Raw genomic sequence first — 15,086 nt, 5'->3', positions numbered from 1 at the left:
CAAAAGGAATAATTACTTGTAACCGATACATAAATAATGACAATTATACTTAATACGATAAATACTTTCTGAAGCACTCTTAGGAATTCAATCAGGGTCCTTTTTACAGTCTTACTATTTCTCTAACTCAATCAATATACTAACGCCGTCTGGCATTGTACCTTCTCCATGATTCATAGTTGAACAACAATTTTAGCATATCGGGTTAAATCTTTATTTTTGATTCAATAATCCATGCTCTTATTGTCACTGACTATATGTCTAACTTTAAACGACAAACTGAGCTAGATCTCAATACTCAAGGCTAAAACAGCGTACCCCACTATCAAAGCAACAATCAAACCCAAAGCGGTAATGACAAATGCTGCTTTTTTATTAGATACGAGCAGTGGGAAAATGCCATCCCCACTTGTTGCAATGCCTGCTGTAATTAAGGCGGCAATCGGAAAATTGGGGATAGCTAAATAGGCGACCGCAACGGATATCATTCCGCCACAACCTGGTGTTGCTCCGATGATTCCGGCAATGGCTACGACAATGAAAGCTGATGAGGTCATCCACGCATCAAACGTTTCTGGTCCTACCAAAACATCAATAATATAATTGGCAATAAATAGCCCTACAAAAACATAAACAATGACAGTGGAAATATCGATAACGGCATGTTGTAATGCTTTTCTCAAGCTATTGTCATGAAGGCAGTTATGTTCTTTATAGATAAATCTGTGTACGACGTAATATATTATTGAAACCAGTGAAAATAAAACGGCTGCTTGATCGAATAATGTGTCATACCCTGGCGCATCCCCACCCCATAAAGCCATGAGTGATCCCGGTAGCATAAAGACACTAAAAGCAAGGATGAGATAAAACCCGATAGAGTCAACGATGACTTGTGATAAGCTTGTTGCTTGACTGGTATGGTGGTCATGTTGTGTTGTTTTAACCGGTATCTGTTTCACAGGAATATTTATTCCGACACTATCGACGAGATAACCAAATACAATAGCAGCAACAGCGCCAACTAAATTGACAATAAAAAATGCTTTAAGATTTGCGACGACACTCGCCTCATCAGACGCTCCTAATAAGACAAAGGATCCTTCACCTAGCGTAGCAATAAATGTTGCGAATAAACCACCAAACGATATCTTTTTATTTTTATACATTGAAGAAACGACAATCGTCGCCCCGCATCCAGGTATCAGTCCTAATAGTGCTCCGATAACAGGGTGAAAGCCACTCGGTCCAACTTGCTTGTATTCCGATAGTTTCCCCCGTGTTGCATATGTAATTAAGCTGACACCGATAATTGATATAGAAACATACCCACCTATCACACCGGCAGCTTCGAGTGTGTCTTTTATGAAGCTCCATATATTGAAATCCATATAACGTCTCTGGTCTCCTTATAAAAAACTACTTGCCTTGAAAAAGTATATAGTATATCGTTTATCACTGTCAATGATCGTTCAGTTTACATCCACTTGATAAGAACACCATCACAGATAATCTTTTAAATATTATAATATTTTAGTATCACTCACGCATTGATATGACCCTATTCTTGTTAGGTTAAAAAGACGAAAATATTTTGAGGGGTTTGTCATTGTATAAAATCCTAAATTTATAGAAAACTGATAGCTTCGTCACTTATCCCTTATATATCGATAGTTTAATATTTGGATAAATCAAACTTTAGATGTAATAGCTTGACTTTTTTTAAAGAAGTATTGGATTAAATCTAGTCAAACTATTTTATTTTTTCGCAGTCAATCTACTTGTTTGAAGTTAAAACAAACTTACCGGCTCTGTCGTCATTAATTATAGTTTGATTCATTGTTAAGTTCTCTTGACATAAAGGTAAAATAAACTTAGTATATGAGTATAATCGAATATGCGGATATGGAGAGTGTAAAATATTTTGTGTAAATAGAAAAAAGGAAGTCCCTTCTGTAGAATAGAGTTACCACACTAAATTCACAGAAAAGAGGACTTCCCTATGAATAATCTTACTACAGATATCTTACAGACTCTAGCTACAAAAGGTGATTTGAACGAATTATTTCGTTCGCACTTGGAATTAGCCGTCAATACACTCCTGAGAACAGAATTGACTGCTTTTTTGGAATACGATAAGTACGATCGAGTTGGTTTCCATTCAGGGAACTCACGCAACGGATCCTATGACCGTACGGTCAAGACAGAATACGGCGAACTTCACTTACAGATTCCGCGCGACCGCAACGGTGAATTTAAACAACAGACTCTTCCTGCATACAAGCGAACCAATGGAACATTAGAAGAAACCGTCATTCATCTTTTTCAAAAAGGTATTACCATGTCTGAGATTGCTGATTTGATTGAGAAAATGTACGGTCATCACTATACACCACAAACGATGTCCAATATGACTAAAGTCTTTACTGAAGAAGTATCAGCTTTCAAAAAGCGTAAACTAAACAGTCGTTATGCAGTCATTTATCTGGACGCTACCTATATTCCTTTGAAGCGGAAAACTGTTGAGAAAGAAGCCATACACATTGCGGTGGGAATTCGACCAGATGGTACCAAAGAAGTCCTAGGATACGCTATTGCCCCTAATGAATCGACCGTCACATGGAAAGAGATATTGGAAGATTTATCCGACCGTGGTGTCAAAGATGTTCTTCTTTTCGTGACCGACGGTCTTAAGGGTATTAAAGATACGATTCATCACGTTTTTCCACAAGCAGCTTACCAACACTGTTGTGTCCATGTTTCTCGCAACATTTCTAGTAAAGTACGTGTCGCTGATCGCAAAGAAATATGCGAAGACTTTAAGACGATTTATCAAGCAGATTCACGAGAGACGGCCCTTGAAGCTCGCCTTGCTTTCTCAGAAAAATGGCGCAGTAGCTACTCTAAACTAGCGAAGTCTATTCTAGAAAATGATAACTTACTTACATTTTACGATTTTCCTTTATCAATCCGTAGGAGTTTGTATTCCACTAATTTGATTGAATCCTTTAATAAACAAATTAAAAAGTATAGTCGACGTAAAGAGCAATTTCAGAATGAAGAATCTATGGATCGTTTTTTGGTTTCCCGTTTTGATACGTACAATCAGAAGTTTTTGACACGGATTCACCGCGGCTTCCAACAAGCTGAAGCGGAGCTAGAAAAAATGTTTGAAAGATTAACAAATTAATAAATCGATTTTATAGAAGGAGCACTTCATTTACACATAATTATTGACACTCCCCGGATATGTAAAAGGAGGAATAGATTATTGGAACATTTATTTAAAGCTCTAGGTGATGAAAACCGATTGAGAATGATTAATTTACTTCAAGGTGAAGAGTTATGTGTCTGTGAAATAGAAGCCATTTTGGATACAAGTCAATCAAACGTTTCACGACATTTAACTAAGCTTAGAAGTGAAGACATTGTTATTTTCAAGAAAAAAGCTCAATGGACGTATTACCAGATCGATCCAGTCTTCATTAGAGATAATGAAAATTTATATCATTATTTAATTGAAAAAATGCAACAGAAAGAAACATTTCAAGATGATTTGGAGCAATTATCTTTGTATAAAGAAGGTAAAATACATTGTGGCCTTATGGCTAATTAGAAAATGAAAGAAGGATAAAAATGAAGAGAGAAAAGAAAGAATCAGCGATTGGTTTCTTTGAAAAATATTTAACCGTTTGGGTAACTATATGCATGATCATTGGTGTTTTAATTGGGGTTTATCTTCCAAGTATCCCAGAGTTTCTAGGAAACTTCGAATATGCGAATGTTTCTGTACCTGTAGCTGTTTTAATATGGTTGATGATTTATCCAATGATGTTAAAGATTGATTTTCAAAGCATTAAAGAAGTGGGAGAAAATCCTAAAGGTCTTATCGTTACATGGGTATCCAATTGGTTGATTAAACCATTCAGTATGTATGCCATAGGATTATTTTTCTTTACTATTGTATTTAAAGATTTTATTTCAGCAGAACTGGCAACAGAATATCTTGCCGGAGCAGTCATTTTAGGTGCTGCCCCCTGCACTGCCATGGTATTTGTTTGGAGTCGTTTGACGAAAGGAGATCCTGCCTATACGCTCGTTCAAGTAGCGACAAATGATCTCATTATTTTAATTGGCTTTATTCCTATTGTTGGACTCCTTTTAGGTATGAGTAATATATCGATCCCTTGGATGACTTTATTCCTATCGATTATTCTGTTTGTCATCGTCCCCTTGCTTGCAGGTGTTGTTTCAAGAATCGTCATCACAAAAAACAAAGGAAAGACCTATTTCGAAAAATCGTTTATTCCTAAATTTAATAATGTAACAACCGCTGGTTTGTTACTAACTTTGATCATCATCTTCTCTTTTCAAGGGCAAACGATTGTTGATAATCCACTGGATATCGTATTAATTGCCATTCCTTTGATTATTCAGACCTTTTTTATCTTTTTCATTACTTATTTATGGGCCAAAGCTTGGAAGTTACCACATAACATTGCTGCACCAGCTGGGTTGATTGGCGCATCGAACTTCTTTGAGCTGGCAGTAGCCGTAGCGATCTCAATATTTGGATTAGGTTCAGGAGCAGCCCTTGCAACGGTTGTGGGCGTTTTAGTCGAAGTGCCAGTCATGCTTCAATTAGTTAAAATTGTGAATAAAACGAAAGATTGGTTTCCAGAACCCGCAAAAACAGTCAGTTAATTAAGAAAATTGATAGAGTTTTATACTTCTCTTAAGCATAATTAAACGAAAGGATGAGAGAATGAAATATAAAGTAGCGTTTGTATGTGTGCATAATTCTTGTCGATCACAAATGGCAGAAGGTTTGGCGAAGGAATTGGGTGGAGATTTATTTGATAGTTATTCTGCTGGAACGGAAGAATACCCTGAGGTAAAACCACTCGCTGTTAAAGTTATGGAAGAAAGAGGGATCTCAATGGCAGCTCACTACCCCAAGTTGCTGACAGATATACCAAGTGATATCGATATTGTGGTCACTATGGGCTGTGAAGCGAATTGCCCCTTCGTTCCTTCAAAGCTTGAAGAAGACTGGGGACTTGACGACCCATCAGGTGGGACCATTGAAGATTTCAGGGAAACAAGAAATCTAATTGAAGAAAAAATAAAAGAGCTAATTAAACGAATCGAAAACCACGCCATATAGAAAACTGAATGCACTACAATAAATAATAGAGCTATTATCTAACCTGAGACATGGCTTAACTTACGCCCTATTTAAAAGACTACTGCCATCCGCGAGTCCCTTTTAGGACAATGGGCTGGCAGTAGTCTTTTTCAATTTATTACAAGGGAGCACAGCTGAGTTATCGAAGCCGTTTTTAGTGTACCTTATTTTCCAGCACATTTCGCTTTGTTAATTAGACATATCGATCCAGATGACTTTATGGGTCGTACTTCATTCAACAAAAGATTACATTATCCCCCGCTATTTCCTATCGTTGATCCCTTTCTATCAATTATATAAGTAGTAAGATCAGAAAAATTATTATAAATAGTCCTATCACTTGATACAGTAAACGGACGGTTTTTTTGATCATATCTTTGACCTCCTTTTCTGTATTTATCCTAACATCCTTACCTTAACGAGAAAAGGGATCACCTTAGGAGATGATCCCTGCATTATTTAAACTTTTATTTATTTAAAGCACATCTTTTTCATTAAAGAAATAATAGGATAGACCTAAAAAGATGACCAGATAGACTATGTTAACAGAGACGGAAAAAGGTAAGCTCAGTCCTTCAATCGAGACGATTCGACCCGGCAGATACTTTTCCATGCTCCAGTTCGCTGTGATCAGGTACTTAGCATACTCCGTTTTCGATGCCAAAAAGTTGGTTATGCCGGCACCCAAGAAGATCGCGCCGAGCGTCGTCCCAAGTGACAGCGATGTGTTTCTGGTAAGGGTCGACAACGTAAAGGCGATGGTTGCGATAATGACCAGATAAAAGAGATTGCTGGCAACGAGTCCGCTGAAATAACTGATAAATGAAGAGTGATCGTAGTTGCCGCTCATTGTCATGAAGACGTATTCCGATGTTGGATTGATATCTGTCGAAACGAGCGAAAAGATAGCCGTTGACAGATATAACAAGCCGTAATAGAAAAATGCCAGCAGGATAGTCGTAATATATTTAGACGTTAAAATTTTTGTTCGAGACTGCGTGCGGATCAGGAGCAGCTTGATCGTGCCCATCGAAAATTCCTTGGATACCATCGCGCTGGCTATGATCGTGACAAAGATACCGATCAGCGCATTCAAGCTCGAGGCATCAACCAGATTGGTATAAAAATTATTTGCAGCAGGTGGTTCGATGCCTTCCACTAAATGATACCTGAGTCGCTGAATCTCACTTTGATTCATACTCACAGTCAAACTTTCATCAAAAGTCAGCTCATCATTCGAACTCGCTATTTCCTCGGATTCTACCTCGAGTTGCGCCACGTACTGAGAGACTTCGCTTTGCCAATCGTCACTGTTCGTCGTTATATCGCCGGTCTGTTCATCGCTGAATATTAGCGGCATAAAGCTGAACAAGGCTGCGAGTCCGACGATAAAAATCATGATGATCACATTACTTTTTCTTGAAAAAACTTTTTTCCATTCGTTAATTATTAGTTGTATCATTGTACTCTCCTTTTTATCCAGCCGTCAGATGCATAAAGCGGTCTTCAAGCGAATGTTCTTTTGGTTCAACACTGTAAATAGCGATATCGTTTTCGACAAACAGCTTAACTATTCCAGACACATCAGGTATGGTTTTGGGTAGATCCATAACCAGGTAGTCATCAGTCAGCTGACTTTTGATGTCAAAATGCGTCTGCAGTAACGTTTTCGCCTTTTCTGGATCAGAGAGTTTGAAATGATAACGTTCTTTAGTCTCTTCCTTCACGTTTTCAACAGCAATCAGTTCCCCTTGCTTGATCACAGCAATGCGGTCACACATGAGTTCGATTTCACTCAGCAAATGGCTCGACACGATTACTGTGACGTTCTTCTCTTTTGCAAGCATACGTATGTATCGTCTTAATTCCCGCATACCGGCAGGATCCAGGCCGTTGGTCGGCTCGTCAAGGATCAGTACCTTTGGATCATTCATCAAAGCCTGGGCAATTCCTAAGCGCTGCTTCATCCCTAAGGAGTAGTCCTTGACCTTGTCGTTGATTCGATCGCTCAAACTGACAAAATCCACCAGCTCTGCTACTTTTTCTTTGGAGACGCCTTTGTGCATCCGTCTGAAGTAGTCGAGATTCTGCTGCCCTGTGAAAAACGGGTACATTTCCGGATTTTCAACGATGGCTCCGATGTTTTCTAAAGCGTCCTGGTGTTCCTTTTCCACGTCATGACCGCAGACACTGATCTGCCCTTCTGTTATTTCAATCAACCCGACAATCATACGAATGAGTGTCGTTTTACCTGCCCCGTTAGGACCCAAAAGCCCAAGCACTTCTCCTGCGTTGACATCCAGTGACAAGTCTTTAATAACCTTCTTTTTGTTAAGGGTTTTTCCTACATTATTTATTGCGATCGTTGTCGTCATATGATCTCCTTTTTGACTTGAATTTTAAAGCATTAATGTATTATCGATAATTCTAGCATAATGTGATAATTTACACAAAAAAATCTGCAAATAGTCTAATAAAGTGAATCTGTATAAAATTAAAAACCTGTCCGCTATTTAGAACAGCTAATCTACTGGTTCTACCAGTCATTATCATTTTATATTATTGGTTTTCATTTCAGTCATTGCTTTTTAGCTGTTCAACCTTTTTATTGAGCTTCTCGATTTCCTTTTTTTGTTTACTGCTTTCTGCGCTTAATAAGACCACGGATACAGACAGCAGTATAACGGCGGGTACATCTAAATTTTCAATGATAAAACTAAGAAATGAACGGAAAAAATCCATATTGCATCTCCCTCTCCCATGAAACTATTAACTTCGTCTTACCTTATTTCCCCCACCACACCGTTGTAGCCGCGATGGTTCCACTATACGATTCATGTTCCTTTTTCACCAGCTTATATAAATCACTTAAAGACTGAGGTGTTTTCAAATTGTTTCTTAAAGAAAATCGGCTAATTTCCTTACTGAGTCGGACAAATACCGTTCGATGGTCCGAGTCTTTAGTCAATTGTTTTGCAGAATCTAGTAATACTTGATGCAAATGAGGGTCCTTCTTTACTTCAGGATCTGAGTAAGCGGTACTTAATGCATCGATTATCTGTTCTTTTTGTTGTTCGTTCATTACTTCATCCCTCTCCCTTATGCTTCTTTCATTTAATTGGCTATCACTTTGACATTATCCTTATTTTTTCCAGAAGGGTTTAAAATAATTTTTCCTATAATCTTGTTGATTATCCCGCGCCAACTCATAGAGATTGCTTCCCGCGCCAACTCATAGAGATTGCTTAAGGATTCAGGCATCTTGGAATTATTTCCTAAGGCATACCCTCGGAGTTCCTGGCTGAGATGAAAGTACACAGCATGAGCATCTTTTCCTTTATTCAACTGTTTGGCCAAATCAAAAATCAGCTGGTGAATATACTGCTCTTTTTTCACTTCAGGATCTGAGTAGGTAGCACTCATTGCATCCATTAACTTTTCTCTTTTTTCTCTTTCTGTCATAAATTTTAGCCCCCCTTTTTGTTTATACCACTGAAACAATTGATGATTGTTGCAACAAAGTATTTAACGATTTGGCATGATTCTTTTTTGTATTGCCTTCATAAATAAATAAAGAGATGAACCTATTACTCCAGTAAACCCTAGATAAAGTAAAAATCGTCCAAGAGAGTAATTCAGAGCAAACTGCTTTTGCGTGGCTAAAAGCTCTGCATCAGTTAGCGTATTGATATCTTGTATTGGGAACAGAATGGTCCATAGAAAATAACCAATGATGATAACCACTATAGAGATTATCGAGATTCTTTTGGCTATTTTAGAATAATCGTTTTTCATTTGGAATGTACCCCCGCTATTTAAACTAATGTCTTTACACTATACTAATAACGCTTTAATCAAAGCAACCCCAGAAGATTTAAAAAATAGAGTGTAAGAAAAGCAAACAAACCAGATAAGAGCGCATTGGGAAACATCATTAAAAGAAAATAAAGTACTTTCATTGGTTTAAAGCTTCTGTGATTTATAAAGTAGTAAAGAAGTGGCGTAGATATGCTTGCTCCTATTATAGTGCAGGTCAAAACCACTACATCAACACCACTGGAAGAGTACAATCCACTCATTAAAGGTGTAGCACTTACGATTAATAAACTATACAATAAAGATTTTTTGAACGATATAGATGTACTTTCGAATTGATCGAATTTATCCATGCTTACACTCCTGTTAGTTTCTATATATTCGATACCATTAAGATAGTCATAGTCTAGTATGTATACTCTATTTTTTTCTATAGCTTATAAGAGTATCATGTTATAAATGTGATAATTGTTTTCAAAAAATCATTTTACTTAAACTTGCACCAAGTCCTGTTTGCCAGAAAAATAGTAGCACCACCATAATGATAAACCAAGATATTCGCCAGACTTTATCGGAACGTAGAAATTGAACAATATAAAATATGACCCAAAACACAAATGAAAGTCCAGTAGTAAGCCATATGTATGAATACACGTCACCTTCACTTATTATAGCCCCAAATAAAGCTAACGAGTTAAATGCTAGTAATAAAAGGAAAATAATAATGTTGTATATATGAAATGCCTTCTTACTCAATATAATCCCTCCTTTATCAAAGAAAACACACCTATAAAACTTCTTAAAAATAAATTGATAATGACTTCTAGGATTGCTAAATGTAAGCCGAGAATTACTTGTGATGGCCTTTGGGTATTTTTTATATAATCCATAAATTAACCTAACCTACCCGAATCTACAGTCTTACTGACTTTATTTAAGTCTTTTAAAATTTAGAAGCTTATTATCTAAAGTGATTTTAGTTTTCTTTAAGTGCCTTCTACTCTTCCAGGCTCTCGATGTTTCTTAGATTGATTGAACAGAGATATAAAAATAAAAGAGTGACGATAACAGCATACAGAGAAATAGCCAGGAAGCTATAAAAGAGTGAGATGCTCCCTATGAAGATCAATGCAAAAAAAGGAACAATCATGATAATAATGGATACTAGGATATTGATAAAGCCGGCCAATGTTTTACCGATTCTGGCCCCAATAATTGCCTCAATTAATATTGATACATACGTCATCATCACTTTTAATAAGATCTGTAAACTGACCGCATAAAAGATTTCCAAAAACGAGGCTCCCATCAGCAAGCCTGCTGGTACGGCCAAAAAGACGGCACGAATGGTCGACATTAAATGTTCCAGTAAGCTGGCATTAAATAACTTGTTTAGTGGAGAATCTGGCATTAAGAAGAGATAATGATTTTTAAATTCACTTTTCCAAGCAGAACCTGGTTTGAAAAAGATAGATAAATAAAGACTAATACCGATCATGATTTCAAAGTAATAATCCGGATTGATAAAATCATTGATAAAAATTGGCGAAAGGCCTATTCCAATACCAGCGACTAAATAAAAGAGGTCTCCAAAAGATAAGAAATACTTTTTAGACCGACGCCTCTCGATCAATTGTTTATGGAAAATAACGTGTGATTTAAACCCTTTGAGTTCTCCTTTATAATCATAATTCTTTTTCTTTTTTCCAAAGGCTTCTGAAAGTGAGATGTCTCCTTTTTTACTTTCCAGTAAGGCAATATTTTCTGAAAAAGAGAGTGCATCTTCATAATACTCTCCAGACACTCTCATTTTATAGGCGTAATAAGTTAAACCGATTGCCGAAGCAAAGAATAACACAGTGGTAATCAATCTCACTGGTGTCAGTCCTAACATGATTAAGTTCAACCACCCGAGTTGCCACCCAAATATAGGGATCAATAGTACAGCTGGTGACGTTACGACCGAGGTGACATAAGACAAATCAAAGCCTGACGCCATCGTCTGACTGATCACTGAGGTCAATAAAAAAACAGTAAAACCAGCTAGAATGACATAGATAATTCGTTTAATACCCTGCTTTTGTTTGAGTGTAATGTCTTCGCTGGCGTACATAATAATAGCTAAGCTATAGCTCAATAAATTTGAAACCACTACATTGACTAAAATATAAAGTAAACTAGTCAACAGAGAAATTTCAAAGACAAACACAGCAGCGATGAAAAACATTACTTGCATCGCTAAATTGATATACACTTCTTTTGATAAGGCGTAAATCAATGCGTTCTTTGGCGACGTTGGACTTGCCAAGATAAAATTGATATCCTGCTTTTTGAAATTCACGCCTTTTCGTTTAAAATAGGACAGCGTCACAGGCATCGTTAAGTATAAGGTTCCTAAACTTGCAATCAGAACAAACCCTGACGCCGTATTTAAACCTATGTCTGAAATAAAACCTTTCATTATAAAAGGGATGAAAATGTAATAAGCAACTAATAGTATCATCCCAAAAGCTTTCAATGATTTTTTAAGTGACTTTTTGAAAAAATTGATAAAGGACTTTTTGACAAGGAAAATGAGAGAGTTATTCATCGCTCTCACCTGTTATCTTGAAGAACAACTCTTCCAAGTCTCCGTGATCCGCATCCATTCGCGTCATATTTTCAATGACCCGTCCTTCTTTCATAAAAATTACACGATCCCAAAGCTCCTCGATCATTTCGATCATATGGGTACTGATCATCACTGTTTTATTGTCTTCTTTTAATTCAAGAATTAATTTTTTAATCTCTTTAATGGCTTTAGGGTCAAGACCGATCATCGGTTCATCCAAAATAATGACCTTGGGATCCGTTATCACTGCTGCACAAATACTTACTTTTTGCATCATGCCTTTAGATAGTTCGTCACCCAGCTTATTTTGCTTGTCTTCCAAATCAAATCGCTTTAATAGTGCATCTAATTTTTCTTGATCCGGCGTTTTTCCATAAGCCAAAGCCATATATTCGATATGCTCGCGTACAGTCAATAATGGAAAGAGTGTGGGGATTTCTGGGACATAAGAAAGGATCTCTTTCGCCTGTAAGGCTTTATTGTTATATGTATCAACACTTATTTCTCCTTCAAATCTTAAAAGTCCGACAATACTTTTGATGGTCGTGGATTTACCGGCTCCATTTGGCCCTACCAACACGGCTACTTCCCCTTGACCTATAGTGAATGTTACATCATCGACGGCTTTTACTTTTTTATACGTTTTTGTTAAATGACTCACTGCTAGCATAAAATTGCTCCTTTTTTATTTTAATGTATTATAGAAATGTTTTTCTAATGCTTTATTTTATACTACCTTATAAAATATTAAATGTGATGAACACATCCCATTAATCTAATCTCACTCGTTATGTACTTACTCTAACGTTTTAAGTATATAAACGCGACCTTAAATGCGTGTTATATAAACTTTACTATATTGTGAATCTTTAAACAATAAATTCTTGTTTGAAATTGTAAAAAGTCCAGTCGATATTCCACACGAAATATTATTACAAGACCTGCTTATTTCTCGTCTTTCGCTTCTTTTTTTCTAATGCTGTTTTACGCAATACTTTGTTAAAAAGGCTCTATAAACAACATTTTTGAAATTATAGTAAACTTTTTGTTAAACTGTAAAAGCCGAATTACATCATTGAGTTTGCTTAATGATGACTAGCCACGCTTATTAGACAATTAAATAGTAAGAAAGGAAAATAATATGAAGAACAATTTTTTAGATCAGTTTTATACCATCGACCCAGATTCAGGTGACTATATTATTGATGTCGCTTTAAAGGACTATGACGAAGTATTTAATACGTGGGATTCTTCTGTTTATAATATCAGAGATTTGGATTCCAGTTTAAAATCTTTTTTGGATGAATTCTCATTTGAAATCGAGTCAAGACACAATATAAAACTCATATTCAATATGCAAAATGAGAAGAAAGACACTGAAATGGAAACCAGAATCAGAAATGGAGTCCGTAACCATTTCAACTATCAGTACTTTTTAACGTCGAAACACAAAAATCGAAACAGAAATAAATCTTTTATCTATATCGTCGTCTCAGTTCTGTTCACTATCTTATCTACTTATTTACAAAATACAGAAAGTTTGAATCTTTTCCAGCAAGTGCTGCTTTTGAACCTAACAGTCGGCAGCTGGGTCTTTTTATGGGAAGCCTTCTCAATCCTCTTTATGCAAAGAAGTGATATGAGAAGAAAAAGAAAGCACTATGAGCGTATAGTTAATGCCCCGATCGAATTCAGATATCATTGACTCTCTATTTAATTATTCACAGATAAATTCACTCACAAAAACCCTCAACCGAAAGCTTCTACACTTTAATTAAAGTGGCTAAGCTGAAATCGGTCGAGGGTTTGTTTCGGTTTACTTAATCAACTGCGGTTGTTCTGTTTGAGTCATCACTCTTAAATGGCATGTTGACTTGCATTGATGGAACGCCTACTTGTTTAATATTATTCTTGAAGCTCGAAATTGGACGGTACCAATACTTTGTCAATGGCATGGATCAAACCATTGCTTGCTTCAATGTCAGTCATCGTGATCGCTGATTCGTTTACCATTGGATCACCTGATAAATCGAAGGTCAGCTCTTCACCATTTACTGTTTCTGCAGTCTGTCCGTCTTCCAAATCTCCTGCCATGACTTCAGATGGAATAACGTGGTATGTTAAAATCGATTCCAAGTCAGGCTGGGCTAGAAGTTCTTCCGCGGTAATATCCAACTCAGTCAGTAGTGCCTCGAATGCTTCATCTGTCGGGGCAAAGACTGTAAATGGTCCGTCACCCTGAAGTGTTTCTACAAGATTTGCCTCCTGAAGTGCAGAGACTAAAATACTAAAATCTGGATTTCCTTGAGCAACGGCAACAATATCTTCTTCTGTTTGCATCGAATCATCTGTCATGTCGTCTGTTGATTCTTCCATACCGGTATCCATAGTCGAGTCTGTACCTGTCTCATCGTCTGATGCACAGCCAGCTAAAAATCCGATAGCTGCAAAAGATAGGACACCTATTCGTATCCCTTTAATCAATCTGTTAGCCATAATTTAGTCTCCTTCTCTTATGCCATAAAAAGAGAACTCAAACAGGTAGAAAATACAATTATCTTCTATCTAACTAAAGAGTAGCGAAAACCCTTTCACAAGTCAATTGATAGGATTATTATGACGATAATAGCATCTAATGATCGAATGGTTTAAAGTTGTTGTATAATCCACTACATAAATAAATTTTAAATAATGTGTTGATCTTTTATTTCTCAGGAAAACATGTACCTCGATATGGCTTTTAACTCTTCATCATGGAGTCATGTTTTTTAATGAACAAAGCATTTTGCTTACTCGTTTTCTTAAAAGTGTACCTTTACTACTTTGTATCCCTTTGCAGTATTTTGATTCTATAAAAGACATGTACTTATCGCTTAAGTGCCCTTCATAGCTTTTTGATTCTTCTGAAGGGCACGCTTTCATACTTTGACTACCCTTCATGGCTTCTTGATTCGTCTAAAGGGCATGCATTCATACTTTGACTACCCTTCATGGCTTCTTAATTCTTCTGAAGGGCACGCTTTCATACTTTGACTGCCCTTCGCGGCTTGTTGCCTCTTATGAATGGCACGTGTTTCCCTTTTGACTGCCCTTCGTCGTCTTCTATTTCGTCTGAAGGGCACGCGTTATTTATTTAACAGCCTTCGATAGCTCAGTCAATTAGTCTTTAAGCCTTGTCTTTCATGTTTATTTTGCTTTAATACTTATTTATTCTCACTAACTCATATAATTAGTTGTATTTAAATCAAGTTATTTTTTTCAAATTAGTCTAGAGACTCAAACAAATCTAACTGATTACAATTCATAATGAAAGTTGTTTTTCTATCTATCACTAATCGTACAGTCGAAAATATAAACAAATTCACATAAATGTTTTGGTTCTTTGTCAAATCGTGTTGGTCAGAGATTTCCGAGGTAGAAAGCTTAAATGCTTTCTACCTTTTTTTATGCGACTTTAGTATTTAATTGTTT

The 15,086-nt window shown here is 36.6% G+C and carries 17 protein-coding genes; 5 read left to right on the top strand and 12 right to left on the bottom strand.

The window, feature by feature from the left end:
• Positions 1 to 284 precede the first annotated feature (284 nt).
• Positions 285 to 1,391 carry a putative manganese transporter gene (locus BMX83_RS03300; protein ID WP_091633349.1) on the bottom strand — a complete coding sequence of 369 codons (1,107 nt, stop codon included), beginning with the start codon at positions 1,389 to 1,391 and terminating at the stop codon, positions 285 to 287.
• Positions 1,392 to 2,002: 611 nt separating this feature from the next.
• Here BMX83_RS03300 and BMX83_RS03295 point away from each other — a divergent pair.
• From BMX83_RS03295 to BMX83_RS03280, 4 genes are all read left to right on the top strand, one after another.
• A complete protein-coding gene (locus BMX83_RS03295) occupies positions 2,003 to 3,190 on the top strand; it encodes an IS256 family transposase (RefSeq protein WP_091633346.1) in 1,188 nt (395 codons plus the stop codon).
• An 81-nt stretch (positions 3,191 to 3,271) separates the two neighbouring features.
• Positions 3,272 to 3,616, top strand: a complete 345-nt coding sequence (locus BMX83_RS03290) for an ArsR/SmtB family transcription factor (protein WP_091633343.1) — start codon at positions 3,272 to 3,274, stop codon at positions 3,614 to 3,616.
• 20 nt (positions 3,617 to 3,636) lie between these two features.
• Complete coding sequence (arsB, locus tag BMX83_RS03285) at positions 3,637 to 4,704, top strand: ACR3 family arsenite efflux transporter (protein ID WP_091633340.1); 1,068 nt, start codon at positions 3,637 to 3,639, stop codon at positions 4,702 to 4,704.
• 61 nt (positions 4,705 to 4,765) lie between these two features.
• On the top strand, positions 4,766 to 5,167 hold the full coding sequence (locus BMX83_RS03280) for an arsenate reductase ArsC (protein WP_091633337.1): 402 nt from the start codon (positions 4,766 to 4,768) through the stop codon (positions 5,165 to 5,167).
• A gap of 496 nt (positions 5,168 to 5,663) precedes the next feature.
• Here BMX83_RS03280 and BMX83_RS03275 read toward each other — a convergent pair whose 3' ends face one another.
• The 10 genes from BMX83_RS03275 to BMX83_RS03235 form a co-directional block, all read right to left on the bottom strand.
• Entirely contained in the window at positions 5,664 to 6,650 is a 987-nt protein-coding gene (locus tag BMX83_RS03275; RefSeq protein ID WP_091633334.1) for an ABC transporter permease, read from the bottom strand.
• Between the two features lie 13 nt (positions 6,651 to 6,663).
• Complete coding sequence (locus BMX83_RS03270; protein WP_091633332.1) at positions 6,664 to 7,563, bottom strand: ABC transporter ATP-binding protein; 900 nt, start codon at positions 7,561 to 7,563, stop codon at positions 6,664 to 6,666.
• A gap of 199 nt (positions 7,564 to 7,762) precedes the next feature.
• Positions 7,763 to 7,930 (bottom strand): hypothetical protein, encoded by a 168-nt coding sequence (locus BMX83_RS10885; protein ID WP_177170482.1) that lies wholly within the window; start codon positions 7,928 to 7,930, stop codon positions 7,763 to 7,765.
• 43 nt (positions 7,931 to 7,973) lie between these two features.
• Positions 7,974 to 8,270: a bacteriocin immunity protein gene (locus BMX83_RS03265; protein WP_091633329.1), complete on the bottom strand. Its 297-nt coding sequence runs from the start codon at positions 8,268 to 8,270 to the stop codon at positions 7,974 to 7,976.
• A 32-nt stretch (positions 8,271 to 8,302) separates the two neighbouring features.
• Positions 8,303 to 8,650: a bacteriocin immunity protein gene (locus BMX83_RS03260; RefSeq protein ID WP_091633326.1), complete on the bottom strand. Its 348-nt coding sequence runs from the start codon at positions 8,648 to 8,650 to the stop codon at positions 8,303 to 8,305.
• 63 nt (positions 8,651 to 8,713) lie between these two features.
• A complete protein-coding gene (locus tag BMX83_RS03255) occupies positions 8,714 to 8,983 on the bottom strand; it encodes a hypothetical protein (RefSeq protein ID WP_091633324.1) in 270 nt (89 codons plus the stop codon).
• Between the two features lie 59 nt (positions 8,984 to 9,042).
• Positions 9,043 to 9,357 (bottom strand): hypothetical protein, encoded by a 315-nt coding sequence (locus tag BMX83_RS03250; protein WP_091633320.1) that lies wholly within the window; start codon positions 9,355 to 9,357, stop codon positions 9,043 to 9,045.
• Between the two features lie 121 nt (positions 9,358 to 9,478).
• Positions 9,479 to 9,760, bottom strand: a complete 282-nt coding sequence (locus tag BMX83_RS03245; protein WP_091633317.1) for a hypothetical protein — start codon at positions 9,758 to 9,760, stop codon at positions 9,479 to 9,481.
• A gap of 241 nt (positions 9,761 to 10,001) precedes the next feature.
• Positions 10,002 to 11,594 (bottom strand): putative ABC exporter domain-containing protein, encoded by a 1,593-nt coding sequence (locus tag BMX83_RS03240; RefSeq protein ID WP_091633313.1) that lies wholly within the window; start codon positions 11,592 to 11,594, stop codon positions 10,002 to 10,004.
• Positions 11,587 to 12,285: an ABC transporter ATP-binding protein gene (locus BMX83_RS03235; RefSeq protein ID WP_091633308.1), complete on the bottom strand. Its 699-nt coding sequence runs from the start codon at positions 12,283 to 12,285 to the stop codon at positions 11,587 to 11,589. Before BMX83_RS03235 ends, BMX83_RS03240 begins: the two co-directional genes overlap by 8 nt.
• 471 nt (positions 12,286 to 12,756) lie before the next feature.
• Between BMX83_RS03235 and BMX83_RS03230 the strand changes: the two genes are divergently transcribed.
• The gene (locus BMX83_RS03230) at positions 12,757 to 13,320 is read left to right on the top strand and encodes a hypothetical protein (RefSeq protein WP_091633305.1); all 564 of its coding nucleotides are present in this window, start codon (positions 12,757 to 12,759) and stop codon (positions 13,318 to 13,320) included.
• Positions 13,321 to 13,520: 200 nt separating this feature from the next.
• Here the strand turns inward: BMX83_RS03230 and BMX83_RS03225 are convergent, their stop codons facing one another.
• Complete coding sequence (locus BMX83_RS03225; RefSeq protein WP_091633301.1) at positions 13,521 to 14,111, bottom strand: fasciclin domain-containing protein; 591 nt, start codon at positions 14,109 to 14,111, stop codon at positions 13,521 to 13,523.
• Positions 14,112 to 15,086: the final 975 nt, after the last annotated feature.

Source organism: Alkalibacterium gilvum (assembly GCF_900109085.1).
GTDB classification, from domain to species: Bacteria; Bacillota; Bacilli; order Lactobacillales; family Carnobacteriaceae_A; genus Alkalibacterium; species Alkalibacterium gilvum.
Note: the sequence above shows the minus strand (reverse complement) of the source record. Positions and strands in the feature narration are given on the sequence as shown.

Coding starts and splice junctions, on each gene's coding strand:
- BMX83_RS03300 (WP_091633349.1), bottom strand. CDS start 1,391: ATGGATTTCAATATATGGAGCTTCATAAAAGACACACTCGAAGCTGCC.
- BMX83_RS03295 (WP_091633346.1), top strand. CDS start 2,003: ATGAATAATCTTACTACAGATATCTTACAGACTCTAGCTACAAAAGGT.
- arsB (WP_091633340.1), top strand. CDS start 3,637: ATGAAGAGAGAAAAGAAAGAATCAGCGATTGGTTTCTTTGAAAAATAT.
- BMX83_RS03280 (WP_091633337.1), top strand. CDS start 4,766: ATGAAATATAAAGTAGCGTTTGTATGTGTGCATAATTCTTGTCGATCA.
- BMX83_RS03275 (WP_091633334.1), bottom strand. CDS start 6,650: ATGATACAACTAATAATTAACGAATGGAAAAAAGTTTTTTCAAGAAAA.
- BMX83_RS03270 (WP_091633332.1), bottom strand. CDS start 7,563: ATGACGACAACGATCGCAATAAATAATGTAGGAAAAACCCTTAACAAA.
- BMX83_RS10885 (WP_177170482.1), bottom strand. CDS start 7,930: ATGGATTTTTTCCGTTCATTTCTTAGTTTTATCATTGAAAATTTAGAT.
- BMX83_RS03265 (WP_091633329.1), bottom strand. CDS start 8,270: ATGAACGAACAACAAAAAGAACAGATAATCGATGCATTAAGTACCGCT.
- BMX83_RS03260 (WP_091633326.1), bottom strand. CDS start 8,650: ATGACAGAAAGAGAAAAAAGAGAAAAGTTAATGGATGCAATGAGTGCT.
- BMX83_RS03255 (WP_091633324.1), bottom strand. CDS start 8,983: ATGAAAAACGATTATTCTAAAATAGCCAAAAGAATCTCGATAATCTCT.
- BMX83_RS03250 (WP_091633320.1), bottom strand. CDS start 9,357: ATGGATAAATTCGATCAATTCGAAAGTACATCTATATCGTTCAAAAAA.
- BMX83_RS03240 (WP_091633313.1), bottom strand. CDS start 11,594: ATGAATAACTCTCTCATTTTCCTTGTCAAAAAGTCCTTTATCAATTTT.
- BMX83_RS03235 (WP_091633308.1), bottom strand. CDS start 12,285: ATGCTAGCAGTGAGTCATTTAACAAAAACGTATAAAAAAGTAAAAGCC.
- BMX83_RS03230 (WP_091633305.1), top strand. CDS start 12,757: ATGAAGAACAATTTTTTAGATCAGTTTTATACCATCGACCCAGATTCA.
- BMX83_RS03225 (WP_091633301.1), bottom strand. CDS start 14,111: ATGGCTAACAGATTGATTAAAGGGATACGAATAGGTGTCCTATCTTTT.